The organism is Mesorhizobium sp. P2_A12, from assembly GCF_056405075.1.
Map to the genome: position 1 here is coordinate 96749 of NZ_JBFUCU010000015.1, position 17119 is coordinate 113867.

Annotated in this window: 12 protein-coding genes, 1 tRNA gene and 1 pseudogene; 9 read left to right on the forward strand and 5 right to left on the reverse strand. The window is 58.7% G+C overall.

The genetic code is table 11. From position 1 onward, the window contains the following. Positions 1-107: 107 nt before the first annotated feature. Entirely contained in the window at positions 108-395 is a 288-nt protein-coding gene (locus tag AC1DZU_RS26660; protein WP_477289641.1) for a hypothetical protein, read from the reverse strand. A gap of 49 nt (positions 396-444) precedes the next feature. On the opposite strand from AC1DZU_RS26660, the gene AC1DZU_RS26665 reads away from it, so the two are divergent. The 3 genes from AC1DZU_RS26665 to AC1DZU_RS26675 all read left to right on the forward strand — a co-directional run bounded on the left by AC1DZU_RS26665 (position 445) and on the right by AC1DZU_RS26675 (position 3697). Further along, positions 445-519, forward strand: a tRNA-Thr gene (locus AC1DZU_RS26665). Between the two features lie 177 nt (positions 520-696). Beyond that, positions 697-2184, forward strand: coding sequence for a tyrosine-type recombinase/integrase (locus AC1DZU_RS26670; protein ID WP_477289642.1), 1488 nt, complete (start codon positions 697-699; stop codon positions 2182-2184). Between the two features lie 1081 nt (positions 2185-3265). After that, a complete protein-coding gene (locus tag AC1DZU_RS26675; protein ID WP_477289643.1) occupies positions 3266-3697 on the forward strand; it encodes an XRE family transcriptional regulator in 432 nt (143 codons plus the stop codon). 519 nt (positions 3698-4216) lie between these two features. Here the strand turns inward: AC1DZU_RS26675 and AC1DZU_RS26680 are convergent. Next, positions 4217-4552, reverse strand: a complete 336-nt coding sequence (locus AC1DZU_RS26680) for a hypothetical protein (RefSeq protein WP_477289644.1) — start codon at positions 4550-4552, stop codon at positions 4217-4219. A gap of 1444 nt (positions 4553-5996) precedes the next feature. Between AC1DZU_RS26680 and AC1DZU_RS26685 the strand changes: the two genes are divergently transcribed. The 4 genes and pseudogenes from AC1DZU_RS26685 to AC1DZU_RS26700 form a co-directional block, all read left to right on the forward strand. Continuing rightward, complete coding sequence (locus tag AC1DZU_RS26685; RefSeq protein WP_477289645.1) at positions 5997-6524, forward strand: hypothetical protein; 528 nt, start codon at positions 5997-5999, stop codon at positions 6522-6524. A gap of 99 nt (positions 6525-6623) precedes the next feature. Then, positions 6624-7211: a hypothetical protein gene (locus AC1DZU_RS26690; RefSeq protein ID WP_477289646.1), complete on the forward strand. Its 588-nt coding sequence runs from the start codon at positions 6624-6626 to the stop codon at positions 7209-7211. A gap of 329 nt (positions 7212-7540) precedes the next feature. Next, positions 7541-8815, forward strand: a complete 1275-nt coding sequence (locus AC1DZU_RS26695; protein WP_477289647.1) for an FAD-dependent oxidoreductase — start codon at positions 7541-7543, stop codon at positions 8813-8815. A gap of 800 nt (positions 8816-9615) precedes the next feature. Beyond that, a pseudogene (locus tag AC1DZU_RS26700) lies at positions 9616-9893 on the forward strand (methyltransferase family protein); the annotation flags it as partial. 26 nt (positions 9894-9919) lie between these two features. Here AC1DZU_RS26700 and AC1DZU_RS26705 read toward each other — a convergent pair. Continuing rightward, positions 9920-10360, reverse strand: a complete 441-nt coding sequence (locus AC1DZU_RS26705) for a hypothetical protein (RefSeq protein WP_477289648.1) — start codon at positions 10358-10360, stop codon at positions 9920-9922. A 466-nt stretch (positions 10361-10826) separates the two neighbouring features. Between AC1DZU_RS26705 and AC1DZU_RS26710 the strand changes: the two genes are divergently transcribed. Then, entirely contained in the window at positions 10827-11258 is a 432-nt protein-coding gene (locus AC1DZU_RS26710) for a hypothetical protein (RefSeq protein WP_477289649.1), read from the forward strand. Then, entirely contained in the window at positions 11227-11616 is a 390-nt protein-coding gene (locus AC1DZU_RS26715; protein ID WP_477289650.1) for a DUF2293 domain-containing protein, read from the forward strand. Before AC1DZU_RS26710 ends, AC1DZU_RS26715 begins: the two co-directional genes overlap by 32 nt. 131 nt (positions 11617-11747) lie before the next feature. On the opposite strand, the gene drmB is transcribed toward AC1DZU_RS26715, so the two are convergent. Next, positions 11748-13598, reverse strand: coding sequence for a DrmB family protein (gene drmB / locus AC1DZU_RS26720; protein ID WP_477289651.1), 1851 nt, complete (start codon positions 13596-13598; stop codon positions 11748-11750). Between the two features lie 12 nt (positions 13599-13610). Then, on the reverse strand, positions 13611-17102 hold the full coding sequence (drmA, locus tag AC1DZU_RS26725; RefSeq protein ID WP_477289652.1) for a DISARM system helicase DrmA: 3492 nt from the start codon (positions 17100-17102) through the stop codon (positions 13611-13613). Positions 17103-17119: the final 17 nt, after the last annotated feature.

Here is a 17119-nt window from a genome sequence, read left to right on the forward strand (position 1 = left end):
AAAAAAGCCGGTTCAATCGGTTGAGTATCGGCCCCTCTAGACCATTGGCCGGTCTGGTTCAAGAAATAGGATTTCCTGATATCTGAACCAAGAGTGGCCGATTTGAGTTAATCTTTTTGCATTTCCTTCGCCGAGCCGAGCCCGTCCGGTCGTTGGTCGGCTTCGCCGATACGCCGCGAGCGCGACTGCGCCTTGCGTTTCTGCAGATTGGCGCGCAATTGCTCCGCGAGCCTGTCCTTGCGGTTTGTGCTGCCCTTTTTCACTGGAATTGTCTTGTCGTTCATTGTCCCGCCCCGGCCGGCGACCAGCCAGCCGCTATTCAGGGATAGCCAACATTGTGGCGCCGCCATGTCATCAAAAGCGATCCGGCAAAGGCTTTCACAGAAGCGTTGCACTTGGCCTTGCGCTTGCCGGTTCGATATGGCAGAAGCCCCGCCATCGGCGGCTGCGGTAGCTCAGTGGTAGAGCACTCCCTTGGTAAGGGAGAGGTCGAGAGTTCAATCCTCTCTCGCAGCACCAGTCTATCTCCTTGAAATCATTCAAGTCATTGACACGCAACGGTTTCTGTCCATTCTGGTGTTACAAAACGGTGTAACAAAATGGATGGACCCAATGCCCGGGCGAGTTCGAAATCTCCTAAATCGAAATGGTCGCTACTATGCCCGGCTTGTGATCCCGAAGGACCTCCGGCCCTTTATGGAGAACAAGTCAGAGCTCCGAAAGCCGCTCGGCCCTGATTATCGCACGGCGCTAATAAACCTTCCCAGAGCTATTGCGGGCTTTCAGCACGACATAGCACTTGGCGAGCAGCGCGCTGCTGCAGGGGGCAGTCGACCGGTCACTATCGGCCGCTATCCACTTTCTCCACCTCAAATCGCCAACCGAGATTATCAAGCTCTTCTCGCCTTTGATGCAGAGATCCGGGCGCATTATCATCAGTATGCGGGATTTGAGGTCGACTACGAGGGAGCTCGGCGCTTTCGCGATGGCTATTCGGGAAAGCTATCCGATGATGAGCTTGAACGGCTCGTCGGCGAGCGCCTCGAAGAGTTCAAGTCTCTCGGCAATCACACCGCCACCAAAGGCAGTGTCGAATGGCGGCTGATCGCTCAGGCTCTTTGTGTCTCCGCCTATGAGGCCATGTCCCGGCAGCACGAACGAAACGACGGTGACTTCCAGGGCGAGCCCTCGCACCCTTTGCTAACGACCGCTCAGCCCGCCGAGGACGACCGCCAGCCGGTTTCCCTGAAAGGTCTGCTAAGTGACTACCTGGACGAGCGCGCCGCCGACGGCAAGGGCAGGGAAGCACGCAAACGCTGGACGCCTGTTTTCGCAAACCTGTCCAAGTTCATCCGCCATGACGACGCCCGTAGGCTCACCAAACAGAATCTCCTCGATTGGAAAGATGCGAGCCTGAAAACGCTCGCCAGCAAGACCGTCTCTGACGTGTATTTGGCCTCGGTGCGGACGGTCTTAAAATGGGCGGTCAACAACGATCGGCTCGAAACCAACGTGGCGGAAAACGTTCGCATCAAGGTTTCGAAAAAGCAGCGTTCGCGCGAACAGGGCTTTACCCTGGACGAGGCGATTGAGGTTTTGAAGGTTGCTCGCGATCATCGGCCAAAACACTCTGCGAATCCCCAGACGCGAGAAGCACCACAGACGACTGCCGCGAAGCGATGGTCGCCGATCCTGTGCGCGCATACCGGGTCGCGGATTGCCGAGATCACTCAACTTCGCAAGCAGGATTTTCGCTATGAAAAGGGTGTGCCGGTGGTTCGGATTGCTCCCGAAGCCGGTTCCGTAAAGGCAGGCAATTATCGCGATGTCCCCTTGCATCAGCAGTTGATCGATCTGGGCTTTATGGATTTCGTGAACGACGCTGCCGACGGCCCTCTGTTTTATCCCGTTTCTAAAAAGAAGGACGGGACACTTCCAGCGCGAACCGTGGCCGGCCGGGTGAGTCAGTGGTTGCAGGCAGCGAAGGTTGTCCCTGAAGGTGTAAGCCCCAGCCATGGTTGGCGCCATAGGTTCAAGACGGTCGGCCGTGAAGCCGGCGTTCCGGATCGAACGCTTGACGCAATCCAAGGGCATGCGGGTAGAACTGCAGGCGACGACTATGGGGACGTGACGATCGCAGCTAAGGCGGCGGCGATTGCCAAGCTGCCGGGTTACGAACTCTAGCAACCATGTCCGGCGGAAGGTTACCAGTTGAGAGTTCGGGCAGACATCAGCGACCAAGGAATCGAGGAAGGTCAAAAGGCGCTTGCTAGAAAATAAGCGCCCGCTTATCATGTCCATAGAAGCGGCCTGAACCCCGCGACCTGTCCAGCTGCCAGGCATCCCAGCTACGCCCTAAAGGCACCTACGCGCTCACAAAAGCTACTCAACCTGCCAACCTATCCAGCCTCCAAGTAGCAAACCTGCCAGCTTTAAAGTGGTCACGCGACTGCTGGTGCAGCGCATCGTCACTTCCGAAATCCACCCGTCAATCAAGTGTATCCGCACGCATTTCAGATGTGGTTGCGAGGAGAATGTCGTGTTGAAATACGATACATCGTTTTGCATACGTGCTGAATGCTTAACGCCGGACGAGTTGTCCGCTGCCCTCGAGGCGCTCGATACCTCGGCCCGGCTTTCACCCTGCCCGCCCGCAGGTCATGGAGTTGCGCCATCAGAGAATGACGATACGGAGTTGTCCGCCATTGATCTTACGAGCGCGCGCGCAGGCCGAGTGCAGATTGCGTATTGTTCCAACGGCGAAAACTCCCAGCATGTGGTTGCTCCCCAAGGCCTCGGTGCTAAGTCGGGAGCACTTTGTCCAGTAGCTACTACCCAAGGCACCAGGGGGCTTTTGTCAGCTAGCGACAAGTCGCCCTGGCCGCGACCACTATCACTGGGTGAGCGGTTCAGAGCCGTGAGAAAGGCGACAAAGTCGCAACCTCTCCCGGACAAGGGGTGGAGAAAGACAACGACGGCCGAGAAAGTCGTCATTGCGATGGAGGCCTCTTCCGAGCGCTCCGGCTGCGCCTATCTCCACCCCTTCAAAAGGCCGGCTGCCACTCCGTGGAGTCTTTCACCGCGTCGAGTTCTGTGTGCCGCCGGAAGATTTCCCGGCCGGAAGGTCGGATGCAATAAATAAAAATAGCTTACTCGTAGGTCAATAAGACAGTTGTCCAAGAGAAATGATATATGATGTAAAAAGATGCCCATGAATATTTCGCTATATATGACATATATAAACTCTATCGTAGCGAGAAATAAGATGAATAAACCTTCAGGTCGGCCAAATGCGCATACTAAAATCGCGAAATTCATAGATGGTCGCATCGATCAGCTAAAGGGCAAGAAAACCCAGAAAGACGTCGCGGTTGAAGCTGGGTTCACTAACGTCAACGTCCTCTCTATGATGAAATCTGGAACTATTAAGGTTCCGTTCGACCGCGTTCCCGGTCTAGCGAAGGCGCTGGATTGCGACCCTGCGAGACTTTTCCTCCTGGCGCTCGAGCAATACTTTGAGAGCAGCGCGTTGGTCGCGATCAAGCAGATTTTCGGAACTGTAGTGAGCGAGAACGAGGTGTCTTGGATCGAGGCGCTCCGCAAAGCGTCCGACAACACTGATCCTCCCTTAACCGCGAAGCGGGCAAAGATCTTGCGTGCAATTTTTGGGAAAATCGGACCCTACCAGGGTCAATGACAGCTGTTGGCTGAGCGACCCATGGTCGCAACGGTCGAACCTCGCCCACTGGCGGTCGCTCGCGCACGGTTGGTCGATGTTTAGGGAGAGGGGGGATATTTGCCCTTGTCTATCGCATGCGAACAAATGCGAACCGTGGTGCCAATGATTAGAGGTGCCACGGGACCCCGATCACTGTGACCGATCGAGTTCGCCACACTCAGCGGAAAGCTCGTTCGCCCTCGGCCGAAATCACACCATGACCCAAGGCCGACCTGCGGGCGCAGGCGACCGGCGCAAGCAGCTGGTGCCTATTTATCGCCGCCGCAAAAGGTAAGATCGCCGAACAGAGTGAACTGGCCGAAGGCCTGATGCCCACGCACGACCGCAGCATGGGCGCGGATTGATCCAATCGGCCGGAAGCTCGGCATAGCTTCGAGGAGCCGGTAGGACGCACCCGTCGCCGAACCAGCGCATGCTGAACGACGCCCAGGCGCCCGCATGGGCTTCAGCCTTGCGAGCGCTCCGCGGTTCTTAATCCTAGGTCTTGTGAACGCTCTGAACTTCGAACGCTGTCTCCTGGGGCGGTGAGGTGAAGCCGCCCTTGATCCCCTTGCTCATCGTGGGCATCAGGATCCCGTCTCGAAACTTCTCCCAGCTTTCCTTGGAGTCATGGATGGCAACGATCGTCCAGCCCCCCGCAGACGGTCCGGCGGCATGGAAGGTCTGGCCCTTCGGCAAACCACCGCCTGCTGGATGCACCGCAGCGACCGATGCCTCATATTGTGACTTCGTTCCCCCTGCAAAGTGATGAACTATCCCATAAGGCATCTCTTCCTCCGTTGTGACGTTTATCGGCTTCCTTTTGTAAGCCATCGCAAATGCATTAGCGATTCCTCATATAACGAAATAGGCGCGAGTTCCTCGAGGGCGATGGGCGTCATTTGCAAACTGACTTGGTGGGATTTCACGGGGGCGCGCGGAAAGCACAGAAGTAGCGAAGAGCTTCGCCTGGGTCCTCTGACTTGCCGCGGGCAACGTTCCATCCATCTGAGCGATCGGCGGCAGCTCAGCTGACTTCGACCCTACTGCATCGAGCTCGAGTGCGGACCCGAGCGTGGCGCATGTTCGGTCAGTCCCGCTAATCCAATGCGGTCGACGGTCGGCGATGTATGCGCATATTGGCGAGCGCACCACCACGGCGATCGGGTGTCGGTTCTGGATGCCATGAGAGGAAGCTGACGATGATCACCTTGGTTTCGGGGAACCGATCGAATTTATTCGCGAGACTGGATGAACCCCACAGATGGAAGTCCTAGGTTTTCCATGGTGAGATCTAGGGGATGCGTTTTGTTGCCGGAGCAATATTTCGGCCAATGCTCCGCTTTGTGTGGGGTGTCGCGCCGGAATGTCCGAAGGGAGGCGTGACCAGACCCAGGTTGACAAATGTCAACCGAATGGCCCTGCCACCCCTTAAAACGGAGCAATCTGTCAACCAGAATACATGCGTTCTCTTAGGCCGGTAAGAGAACGCTTTACACTAAGTTTACCCTAAGTTGACAGAACCGGCCGAAATCCGATTTTTTGGAATTTTGTCAACCACGGCGGGATCCAAGAGCTGCGCCCTGCTGGGGAAGGCTGCGCTGTGAACGCCGAAGGTAAGATGCTCGGACGCTACAAGTCTCGATACCCCAAGGAACCTATTTTAGGTCCTGCCCAGTTTCGAGGTCGCTGATCCGCTAAGGCTCTGACAGGCCACACCTAAATAGATGTATCTACGCGGGCCGTATGAACGTGGTCGAGAGACAGGCGGGACCTCGGCGCAGCGACTTCACCGCTTCATTTCCCCCATTGGAAGTGCCGGGTGCTGCGATCTATGCCCGGAGGTTCTCTCATCCCGATCTCGTTCTCGATGACCATTCATTCACGACACATCGTCTTTGAGTATCGCCTGAAATCCATGAACCATCCGATGTCTTGGAGGTCAGCGAGGTGTCGCATGAGGGCACCGGTTGCAGGGCGCCGAATTCACTCACCATGCTGTCAGGGGTGACTGCCAGAGCGCGCCGTAGCGTGCAGCGGTCCCCCAAGCACCAGTCCAGTGCTGAAGGTCTCCTGTGAGCTCGCCTGCCAACCTAGCTCAGAAGCCGGCAGACGCCTCCAGATAGCGATTTAGTCAAAAAGCTAGTTACTGATTCACCTGGTGCCGAAGCGCGCTTCAAGCACATCGGACCAAAGCGGAGCCTTCGCCGAATTTCCATTGACACGGTCACGGTCACTGTGTTACCAAAACCGTGACTGCCGCCGGAGAGATTCGATCATGGTCCTGACACCCGCCGAAAAACAGAAGCGCTACCGCGAACGCCAGAAGGCTGCCGAACTAGCGGCGGCGAAGGCTACGCCAAAGAAGCCAGCCTACCTGAAGCGTCCTTTCTCTGAATTTGTCGGTGATCGAACATTCATCTTTGACGAAAGCCTCGACGCGTTTGGCGTTCATATCTCCGGACCAAATCTTCTGACAACGGAGATTCAGACCTTCAAATCTGAGTATGAGCGCGACGAGCCGGTCACGGCGCTTGAACGTGCCATAGGCATATTGGGCGCTTGCCTCGACGCTGCCGATGAACTGTCGGTGCTGATCAATCAATACAAGCTTGCCGAGATCGGCAGGGCAATTGACGACGCCCTGGAGGCAAGTGCGAACCTGCCAAGGGGCGACGTGGAAGCGCTGAAGGAGTCGTTCGCCGAGATCGATCGTCTGAAGCTGATTCAAACCCAATTGAGGGCGCCAGCTCGCTACGTGTTCCCGTCAACACAGGTAAAGGCCGAGCGTCTCGACCAAGAATAGAAATTTCGCCGGAGTGATCTTCGATTGCAGCCGATCTCACTCCGGCGACGTAGCCAACGGCAGGGGCTTATTCCTACCGATCACAAGGAAAACCTTAACATGACCGAGATCATTGATCAATTTTGTGATGAGCGCGAATTCATCGAAACTCAACTTAACAGCGCCGAGGCTCTGCTGGGGCAGGTCAGTGCTCTGCTCGGGGGTGTCGAACGGAAAAAGGAGGTCCTGCAATCACTAGTAGAGTCGTTGCAAGACCAGTCGCCCCTTATTAACCGTGATGCGATTGAGCACTTGATTGCGCATGCCAACAGCCAGCCTCAGGATGATGACTACTACCATCCCCCTGTCACACTAATCGACGTGATGACAGCACTCATCTACGGCGGCGATTACGATGTCGAAGCAGTGGTCAAGGACATTCACCACACGATCCTTCACAACATGAGGCTCGATGATCCTTGGCCCGAGCTCACTCGCGAAACTCTCATCCTGCTAATCGGCGAGCGGAAAAAGAAAGCTGATTCGCTCGGCTTCTATGAATTGCGGCGGCATAGCGGTCAAAACGAGCCGTTTCTTGCGGGGATGCCTTTAACTCATTTTGACGGGACGCCTCTGCCGCCGCTCAACCTTGCAGAGAAGCTTTTGTCGGCGAGGTGGCGGGGATGGTTGATCTCAGGCAATTCATAACCGGCGCTTCCAGTGAAGTCGCTGGACAGCGGGTGCCTCAAATGCGGTCGCCTTGAGCGAAGCGAGCACTCCTGATCTTCTTGGAAGGCTTCATTAATGGCGTCACCGGCAACATCGCGCCGGTTTCCCCTACCTGATCGATTGCGGAACATAGATGACAAGGGCGGGGGTCAAACCGCGCCCTTGTTTACTCGAGACACCGTCAGCGTGACCGCCAGAGCCTCTGCTGCGAGCTTGCCAGCGAACGCCACGGCCCGTCGCCGTTTGACTCAAAGGTGGCGCAAGTTCAGTATTTTAGCTGGTTAGAATATTTCCCGTGGGCGTAGGCCATGGCGGATAGGAAAAACGGCGAAACATCGTTGTCCGGCCGCGGTGGGGCTGACTACGACCTGATCATCGTTGGTGGTGGTCTTGCGGGTTCTTCGCTGGCCATCGCCCTTGCAGGTCGTGGGGCCCGGATACTCATTGTTGAACAGCAGGACCCGTTCAGGGATCGCATCCGTGGCGAAGTTCTTATGCCATGGGGAAGTCTTGAGGCGCAGCGGCTGGGCATCTATGATTTGCTTGTAAAAAGCTGCGCCATCGAGGCAGGCTATTATACCAGGTTCAGGACTGGCTCACCGGCTGCAGTGCGGGATTTGTTCGCCACAACACCAGGTAAGACCTGCTGCGTGACGTTCCCCCATCCGGAGATGCAAACGGTTCTCTTGAATCATGCTGAGATCCTGGGAAGCGAGGTCAGGCGCGGAAGCGCCGTCTCTGCGGTGACATTTGGAAATATGCCACGCGTTCATATCGGGAGCGATAAAAAAGGTGTCTCAGCCCGCTTGGTCGTCCTGGCGGACGGTCGGGATTCACGGCTGCGTTCGCTCCTTGGCTTTGAGGTCAGGCACGACCCGGAGCAACTCACTACGGCCGGTATGATACTGGAGGGCGACGTCGATTGCTCGGAGCTACTCAGTGGCAATGCTCAGCAACCGGCAAATACGATCAACCTCTTCTACGATCCCAGGGCCGCACGGATGGTCATCGCCATGCGAATTGCGCCCGGGCGTAACCGCATCTACCTGATCTACCACAAAGATGTCCTGCCGAAGCGTTTGTCCGGTCCCCGTTCGGTCACTGAAATGGTGCGCCAGCTTCAAGCGGTAGGCGCGCCGGGGCACTGGTTTGACCGGGGAAGGCAGGCAGGTCCTTTCGCCAGCTTCGATGGATCGCACCGATGGGTCGACAGGCCCTATCGTGATGGAGTTGTGTTGATCGGCGATGCGGCCGCTGCCACCGATCCCGCCTGGGGCAGGGGGCTTTCGAGGACATTGCGCGACGTCCGGCTACTGAGGGACCGATTGCGGAAGAACTTCGACTGGCGATCGGCGGCGGAGGCGTATGGCCGCGACCATGATGATTTCTACGGTCGGATGCGACAGTTGGAAGCGATGGAAACAACCCTGCTGTTCGAACGCGGAGAAGCGGCTGACCAGCGACGTGAGCATGCGTTCACGCTTTTTGCTACCGATCCAACACGTGTTCCCGATGTAATCGGCCTTGGACCCGAGGCGCCGTCGGATGAGCGGGCTCGTGCCCGTTATTTCGGAGAAGTTTGAGCTCGCCAAGCTGCTGACAGCGCCGTTTTTTGGTCAGGAACAAACGACTCAAGCGCCTCGCCGGATCGAACTTAGACGAGCAGCGTCCGACGGATCATTCCTCAAAAAATCGAACTGGGCTTGGTGAGATCCCTTGGCCGGTCGACTGTCCTCAAAGCCAACCCGGAGCGCGAGTCCCGCCGTGACAACGCCTTGACTGCCCGCCGCCAGCGCCATATCGGCGTCCCGTGGGATCCCGGCACATGGCATGGAGGTCACTAGATCACGCGTTCGGGGCGGCGATTTTTCGGCCTGACTTCGCCACTCGCATTCTGACGCGCCCAGCAGCGACGTCTACGACTTTGACCGAATGATGGTTGATTGGGCGTGGATGCCGAAAATATCGGAGGGTGTGGTGCCGGCCGAATAAATCCTCACCACCTGGCGTCAGTCAAAAGCGAAAGTGGTTTGCCCTTAAGCATGAGGATATCAGGTCTTCGTCGTTCCCCTCAGAGTCGTCAGGCTCTGGCGTCTCAGTCTATGCAACACGGATGCAACATCGGGGCGCCGTAGCAACCTTTGCGTAGGCCGGTAGCACCTTTGCGTATGACGGCAATACCCTTGTGCAATTGTTGAATGGCCTCGCCGTCGGTAGGTTTCTAGGTGTCGGCTATCTACTTGCACGGTATGGCCGGCGCCAAGCTAGCCACGCATCCTCCCTGTCTGAGGTTAGCTTCAAAAGAAACCCGCTGCCCTTACCTCTCCTCCGGCAGCGGGTTTTCTTGTCATCTGAAACATGAAAAACCCGCCGAAGCGGGGCGTTCTCGGCTCTGATGTTCGGTCAGTCGACCTTCCCGCCAGAAGGCCCGGTGCACGAGGCGATCGAAATAGTCGGCGTGGTGTTGATCTCTCTCGGCATTGTCGGGCGCCTTTGGTCGACGCTCCCTATCGGCGGACGCAAATCCTCCGAGGTGGTTACTGTCGGACCCTATTCGATCACCCGCAACCCGCTCTATGTCTCTCCAGCGTGGCCGCCGCAGGCGTTGGCGCGCAGATCGCCTGTATCACCGCCACGATCCGCTTTGCGGTGCTGTGCGCGCTCCAAACGCGAAGTCAGAGCCTTCCTTATCTGCGCGATTGCCAGGTTGCCGCAGTCTTCGCTACGGAACCGGCTGGCATGTCGGCACGACCGACAATTTCGTATCCTAGGTGTCGCATGACTGCGCCAACGATTGAGCCCGCATCGACTGTTCCAAGATCGTGCGGGTGATACTGGACTCCGAGATCCGCGACGATCAGTGGTTCGACACCCGCCAAGGCCGGCAAGCCTGCCTCTGTCGCCTCAACCAGAAGCTTCTTGCCCTCCGACGACCAAATGATTTCCTCCATGCGGATGTGAATCGGATCGGTGACAGTGACGCCGCCAGCCCGGAGCGGAAGACCGGACGAGTTGATCAGGTCGATGATCTCTTGGCCGCCCTGCGTGATACGCTTCCTGGAATTTTCAAATAGCGTCGCCCGATCCTGAGCCGACATCGCATTAAGCTTTTCGATCGTCATTTGCATCGAGGCCGAAACTCCGCCGTTTGCCACGCGAACGACAAGAGACATGGACTTATAGATCAGGTCAAGCTAGCGCTTGACAGCTGATTGGCTCGCGAGGGTTTGGGGACATTGTTGGCCGCGATCAGCCGGCGGAGTGAGCACTTGATCTCACCGCGCATCCAGCCCGCTTCCAACATGCGGTCTACTATCACCTGAAAGCCGGGCTTCATTGCCTCCCGGGAGCAATCTCTCGATCGGCGTATTCACGCGCACCTTCCAGCGGCAGTTTCACGAAAGTGCCTGTTGTCCGAATGCTACTGGTGCTGCGGCCGATCAGGGGGTGAGCTCCAACGTTTGGCGGCGTCCACGGCCAACGAGCCAGTCAGCAGTCGAGCTCCAGACGGCCCATAAAATAAAGCTGTTAAGAGGAAGTCATCGATTACTTGCGTATGCGCACAAACCGTCCCCAATATGGCATAATACTTCTATGATGAATACGATTCTGGAATCCGAAACGCTTAGGCCACCAAAGCTTCTACTGGAGAAGTGTTTTGGTAAAAAATGGCAGTGGAGGCCCGAGGTTTCGGCCTATCTCAGGGCGCTTGAGCGTGATCTTGTCAGTGGTATTGCGCGCCACGTGGCGTTAATTGTTGACTACCACGAGGTAAGCGCGCTTTACGAGCGCGCCATCTCCGATCTGAAAGAGAGCGAGGAGCGCGCAACCAAACTCCAGGCCAGCTTAGATGTGATCGCCAGAGTCGCAATGCGCGTAGAGCTTGACGAGGAGATACTGATCACCAAGGGCCATCGGCGCCCTCTAGGCCATGATGTCAGAACGAATGCGGATCCGGACAGTGATGTGAACGCCGAGCGGGGGCTCGGTTGCGATGCTGGTGCTCGGCCAGCCAATCGTGATTGATACGATGTCAGATAGCGACGGGTCGACACCCCACTCTACGAACGCATTTTCCTTCGATGCTGTGATGCAACATATGCGCATCCATCATCCCGGTTGCCCCAAGAAGAGCTGCCTCACGATAGCTGCACGTGTCAGCGCCAGAAATTGGAAAGGCCCAAAACTGGGCGCCGCAGTCGGTATCGAATTGCAGAAATATATCCGGCATTCTCTTACTGACTACGACGAACTGCTTCGATCCAAGATGATGACGCGCGAGGAGGCGCGGACTTTCATTGCGCCGCAAGTCCAGGGGGTTCTTCGCTCGTGGCGCAGGCCTGGTGTGAAACTTCGCTTGGCGCGACCGAAGCGGGAAGCTTGAAGGCGGAAAGAAGCATCACGGTAGGGAGGAAGCTATTGTCGTAATCAGCAGGCTGCGATCAGTTCAGCCCACTAAGTTCAATCATGCGCCCGGTAGGCACATCATCGCGGGAGCGACAACGTGCACCACCCTTAGGGGAACATTGCGGACTTGGACCCTACCAACGTGGACACCAGAAGCCCTCGGTCCAGCCTGGTGTTCCGAGCCTCACACGATGTCTCGGGAACGAGGACGCATGCGTGGCAGGCGGCTCCGTGGAGCGGCCGTTCATCAAGGTCCGTTCCAGCGTGATGATCGGCGCAAATGGGGTCGTTCGAGCACAGCTCCAGTCCGTGCACGGCCTTCACCAAGATTTTGGGCAGGTGCTCGGCCATGCCGCTCAGGCCGCCAAGCGTGCCTTGCGCGCCTGCAGTCGAGGTGTAGATAAGGATCCCGAACCGGTCCGACTGCCCGGCTCCACTTGCATATATCCGCTCTTTCAGTGACGAAATCGGGTATCCGCACTCCATGGCCAGCTCGGCCATGAGCGCATGCGAAAGTGAATGCAATGCCCAATAGGCAACGCCAAGGTGCTTCGGAGGCCGATTGAAGTGCGCGGCTTCATGTGCCTCGCCGCGCTGTAGCTCACCAGCACGGACAACGACGTCAGCACCATCCCGCCACTGACGGATGTAGTCGGGGTTTACGTGAAGGAAAATGCCTTCACCAAATTGCTCAATGGCCGGCAGCCACCTTACTTCCCGGCTCAACGGAGCTCCGTCGACGTTGAGCTGGATTTCGTCGAGCTCGCTCTCGGCCGACGTTGGCGGCGGCTCCAAGCGCGTGAAGCCGTAGAGGCACGTGACTTCGCGCAAACGGCTGACCTTCACAATCCCAGTCAGGAACTGGTCCCAGGGCGGCGATAGGTTCAACGTAGCCCGATCAAGCGTCTCCGCGAAAAGGAAGGCTGCTGCGTCGTCATAACCAATTACCGGTGCGCCTGACGCCAGCGCGTCGAACTCTGCAACACGGGGATTGGTTGACAGGCCATCGCTGTCCTCAGCCATGGTCGCCAGGGCGTTGATGATTTCCTCGTCCGAGAAAGGAGCAAATGGCTCTTTAGTCTGTGGCAAAGACCTCAACACCTGGACGAAATTCGGCAAGTTTCGGAGCGACTCAACGGTTTGCCGATGCTCCTCGATCGTCTGCCTGACACGATCATCGGTGCGGGTCAGCGAGATCACTGTCACCGTCTGTGCAAAATAAGTGTTGGTCGCCGATCGGGGGAGCAGTCGAAGATCCTCGTCGCAACTCTCACCTGAACTATACCTCGGCATCAGCCACGGGCTGAAGGCAGCGCATGTGCCGAGGAACTTGGGCTTGTAGAGGTCGGCCATCGTAACGCGGGCGCCACACGTGCATTGCACCGAAATGTCCGATGGATCTGAGCTGACTCCGCGTTCGACCCAGAACATCGGCTTGCGACAAGCCCTGTCGCCTCCGCGATGCGCCAACCCCCGCCAGTCGACATCCTCAAGATGTCCCTTCGCGCACGCTCCGACAAAACGGATCGGGTTCACACCCAATCGCCTACCACTGACCGGGTCAGGATAACTCAGCCTGTCCCCGCGAGTTTGGAGATGCTCGAACTCGACCATGCGCCGCCGCGTCTCGGAGGTGGCAGGCGTCTCCCCAGCAGCTTGCTGTGGCTCCTCGACCGTGAACCACGTCGGAAACACCATGACGTCCACGCCGGGTCGGCGATCATCGTGCCGGTCCTCGTCTTGCTTCGGCGGCGGGCGCAGCCCCTCAAATTCCGGCCCCAGTGCAAGTTGTTGGCGCAGTAGCGGGACTAGCCGCTGCTCCTCTATCGGCAGCCACTGGCCGCCGTAGTGCCAGCCCTGCAGCCCGGCAACGACCACCGCGTGATCAGGCAGATCCAGCATCGCGCCAGGACCGTAGGTCAGCAACAGTTGCGAGAAGCTCTGTGTTGTGTCGGGCATCGTGCCTCGCCGCTAAAAGGATTGTCCGGTCGGTGTCTTGAGGCGTAGAAGTGCCACAGGCTCTGTATCCCGCATCGAGCGTCCCGCGATGAAAAGCCGGCGCTCCGGAGCCATGTTTACCTGCTGGCTCTGGGGGTCCTGCAGCAGACGTCTGACTGGCTGCTCGTTCGCATATTTGAACGGATCGCCGCCACTGGTTTGCGCGTCGACAATGGCGATCCAGGCGTCCTTCAGCGTGTCGAGGCGCTGTAGGCAGCGATCGATCTCGGGTTGCGTGGCGCCGCTGACGATCATCTTGCTGCGCACGGTGGCAACAACCGCGACAAACGCTTGGTCGAACTGCGCGAACTTGCTGGCTGCGTCGTTCGGCGTGAGCCCCGGTTCGAAATGCCGAACGCCAGCGACCATGGTGGCCGCAAGCGCTCGGTCGAGAGCACGCGTCGAGAATGGCGTTACGCTGGTCGCTTCCACTGCCCGGTAGAAGCTCTTGTGGAACGAACGGAACTGTTCATAGTGCATGCGGTCGCGCGGCTTGTGCACATTCAGCAGCGTGACGACCAGGCCCGGCTTGAGCGCCTCGCGGCCGACCCGGGAAGTCGCCTGGATATACTCGGCGGCAGTCTTGGGCTGGCCTTGGACGACCATGAGACCGAGCCGCCCGATATCGAGACCCACCGAGATCATGTTGGTGGCGAGGGCGACGTCTACTGCGCTCTTCTCGCTGGCTTGGCGCCCAAGTCGCGTGCGGGCCTCGGAGACCTTGTCAGTGCTGTAACGCGAAGTTAGCTCCTGGATTTCCCTTAGCTGGCGATTGGCGAAAACCTGTCCGGCAGGCTGCAGCCGCACACGGCTCGACCCGTAGCTGCCCAGATGTGCCCTCACCTCGTCGTCGACGATACGCCGCGCCCCGCCGAGTTCGCGGAGGGCGTTGAAGTAGCAGAGCGCCGTCAGATATGGATCGGCGGGATCGCTCGCGCCTCCGCTTGCCAGCGCCTCAGCCCCGGCCAGAAGTGTTTGAAGTGTCCTAAGGAATACGAGCTTGGGTCCTCTTCCCGGCGAGGCGACACCGACATAGAGCCGCGAGGGCGACGACGTGTCCGCCTCGGCGAAGAAGGAGTCGTGGCGGCTAATTCCCGGCGGGGGGAATATCGCCGTGCTCGTGCGCCCGAACAGGTTCCTGATCTGCGCGCTGGCTCGCCGCACCGTCGCCGTGGATGCTACGATCTTGGGGCCGCGTGGAAGATCATTGATGTTACGGGAAGCCAAAAGATCGAAGGCGGTTTCATACAGGCCAGCGATCGTTCCAAGAGGTCCAGAGATCAGATGGAGTTCGTCCTGGATCACAAGATCGATGGGCGGCAACGGTGCCGGAAGTCGCGTGCCGGCATTCGGTTCGGCGGCGCCATAGAAGCCTGAACCGTCATGACGGGTGACATTGCCGAAAAAGGCGCCAGCGCCTCCTACCCAGGGGACGTTAGCAAACTTGTCGATGGTAGCGATCATGAATGCCGGCAACCGCCGATAGATTTCTTCGTCGACCACGACTATCGGCAGTCTCTCGGCGCTGGAGAAGTCGCAATCGATATTGTCGCAGCGAATATCAAGGCGCTTCGGGTCTTGCCGGCTGGGGTGGAGGTGGAACGCATCCGGCTTGAGTTCGCCGCCGCACCACGGACAATTCTTGAGCGGTGCCGGTGCAGGACCATGGCCGCTTCGATAGCTTTGGACCCACTGAATTGCAGAACCCTGTGCCGGGCTCCTGGAGTTGCCGAAGCTATTCGGCGTCGCACCACCGCCGACCCACAAGCCGATCTCGATGGGCCATTGACCAAGGCGGCCATGATCTCGCCGTTCGAGTTCGAGTGCGCAAATCAGGCCTGCTGCACGCTGCAGTTGGTCCAGTGTCAACAGCCGAAGCGTATACCGCATCACGACTGATAGGCCCGCGCCGCCCAGGCCAGAATTGGACAATCGCCGCCGCGCAATCGCAAAGGCGCCGAGGCCAAGGTAAGCCTCCGTCTTGCCGCCACCGGTCGGGAAGAACAGCAAGTCTACTGTCGCGCGATCCTGGTGGAGCGGGTCGACGAGACCGTCGAGGTTGAGGAGGACAAAGGCCAGCTGAAACAGGCGCCAACTGGGCGCGGTCTGCTGGCCCGGCTTCTTCCCGTTCATGGTGGAGCTACGTTGCCGGTTTGCGCGCGCCATAGTGCGATTCATGATCGCGAAGGCTTCGCGGCTCACCGGGTCGGCGGTCAGGCGGCTGATACCGCTCGCGATACGGCCCCTCGCGACCTCGATGTCCTTGAGAAGCTGGCGCGCAACCTCCTGTCGCTTCTGGCCGTCTATCTTGCCGACCATCGTGGCTTGCTGCGCGGCCCAAGCTGCGTAGGCGGCGGGCAACTGCTCGAGCGCGGCGTGCAGGCTGTCGGCGCCTTCGGCCGCCTTGGCCAGTGCCTCCATGCCTCGCTCTACGCCAAGGAGGTCGATGTCGGCGCCGAGTTTTTCGACGTCCTGACACGGGATGGGAGTGGTGAACACGGTTGTGACCAGACCATGACCACCCGCTGCATCCCAGTCGCCTGAGCTGTTGTGACCGGTCGCGTAGGAAGCAACGTCGCCGTAGTGCAGGTCAGACAGTCGCTCGTCGAACTCTTCGGCATCATAGGAGGCGCGGTCGTCATTTGGCTCGAACCCGAGCGAGGACTTTAGCTCAAGACGTGCCTGGAAGCAGAAAGCCAGGTCGCCATAGCGCCTGAGGGCTTCGGACCGCCTGTTGACAAGGAAGACCGAGACGGCAAGGAGGTCGCGTCGGCGGCCATCAATCCCTGCGGTGTGCGTCGGCCGAACGGAAACCGCAAGCTCAAGTCCGCCCCCAGGATAGGCGGGCGCTGCACTTTCCGGAACGAGATACCGGTGGAGGCCGTGCTTGAGCGGGATCGACACCCCACGCTCCCGCGGGAGGCGGCGCCACTGCAGGCTGCTGCGAGCGGGCTCGTCGAGCTTGCGCTTCTCCTTGGCAGCCGCCTCGCGCTCCTCTGGATTCACAAGGGCTGAGGCCAAAGGCGGCTCGGTAACGTAGTCGCCCCAGGTGACCCGCGCCTCGATTGACGTGGCCTCGCGCGACAAAAGCACTGTAAGCCCGATCGACGACGGCTCAAACGAACGGCGTGGCGGCGGTTCGGCAGGGCCGGCGTCTTCGCCGGCTCCAGGTTGAGGTGCTCCTTGCTCGAGCCCTTCGGTCTCACGCTGCGTTTCGAGGGCGAACTCGGCTTGCTGCTCCTCGGCAAGCTCGGCGCGCTTTTCGATGGCCGTCTTGCGATGAGGTGCAAGGAACCCGGTCAAATACCAGGTCGACGGGGCCGTTCCCTCCAGCACCTCATACGCGAGATCTGGATCGAAGTCAGGGTGCGGGCCGACCAGATCACGGCGAAGCATTTCGACCAGTCTCTCACGCACCTCAACGGGAGTGGCTGGCTTGGGAAGGATGCTGAGCCGATCCAGCACCGCTGCTGCGACGCCAC

Excerpts from the sequence above, each read along its gene's own strand:
- AC1DZU_RS26670 (WP_477289642.1), top strand. The coding sequence starts at position 697 with ATGGAGAACAAGTCAGAGCTCCGAAAGCCGCTCGGCCCTGATTATCGC.
- AC1DZU_RS26675 (WP_477289643.1), top strand. The coding sequence starts at position 3,266 with ATGAATAAACCTTCAGGTCGGCCAAATGCGCATACTAAAATCGCGAAA.
- AC1DZU_RS26680 (WP_477289644.1), bottom strand. The coding sequence starts at position 4,552 with ATGGCTTACAAAAGGAAGCCGATAAACGTCACAACGGAGGAAGAGATG.
- AC1DZU_RS26685 (WP_477289645.1), top strand. The coding sequence starts at position 5,997 with ATGGTCCTGACACCCGCCGAAAAACAGAAGCGCTACCGCGAACGCCAG.
- AC1DZU_RS26690 (WP_477289646.1), top strand. The coding sequence starts at position 6,624 with ATGACCGAGATCATTGATCAATTTTGTGATGAGCGCGAATTCATCGAA.
- AC1DZU_RS26695 (WP_477289647.1), top strand. The coding sequence starts at position 7,541 with ATGGCGGATAGGAAAAACGGCGAAACATCGTTGTCCGGCCGCGGTGGG.
- AC1DZU_RS26705 (WP_477289648.1), bottom strand. The coding sequence starts at position 10,360 with ATGCAAATGACGATCGAAAAGCTTAATGCGATGTCGGCTCAGGATCGG.
- AC1DZU_RS26710 (WP_477289649.1), top strand. The coding sequence starts at position 10,827 with ATGATGAATACGATTCTGGAATCCGAAACGCTTAGGCCACCAAAGCTT.
- AC1DZU_RS26715 (WP_477289650.1), top strand. The coding sequence starts at position 11,227 with ATGCTGGTGCTCGGCCAGCCAATCGTGATTGATACGATGTCAGATAGC.
- drmB (WP_477289651.1), bottom strand. The coding sequence starts at position 13,598 with ATGCCCGACACAACACAGAGCTTCTCGCAACTGTTGCTGACCTACGGT.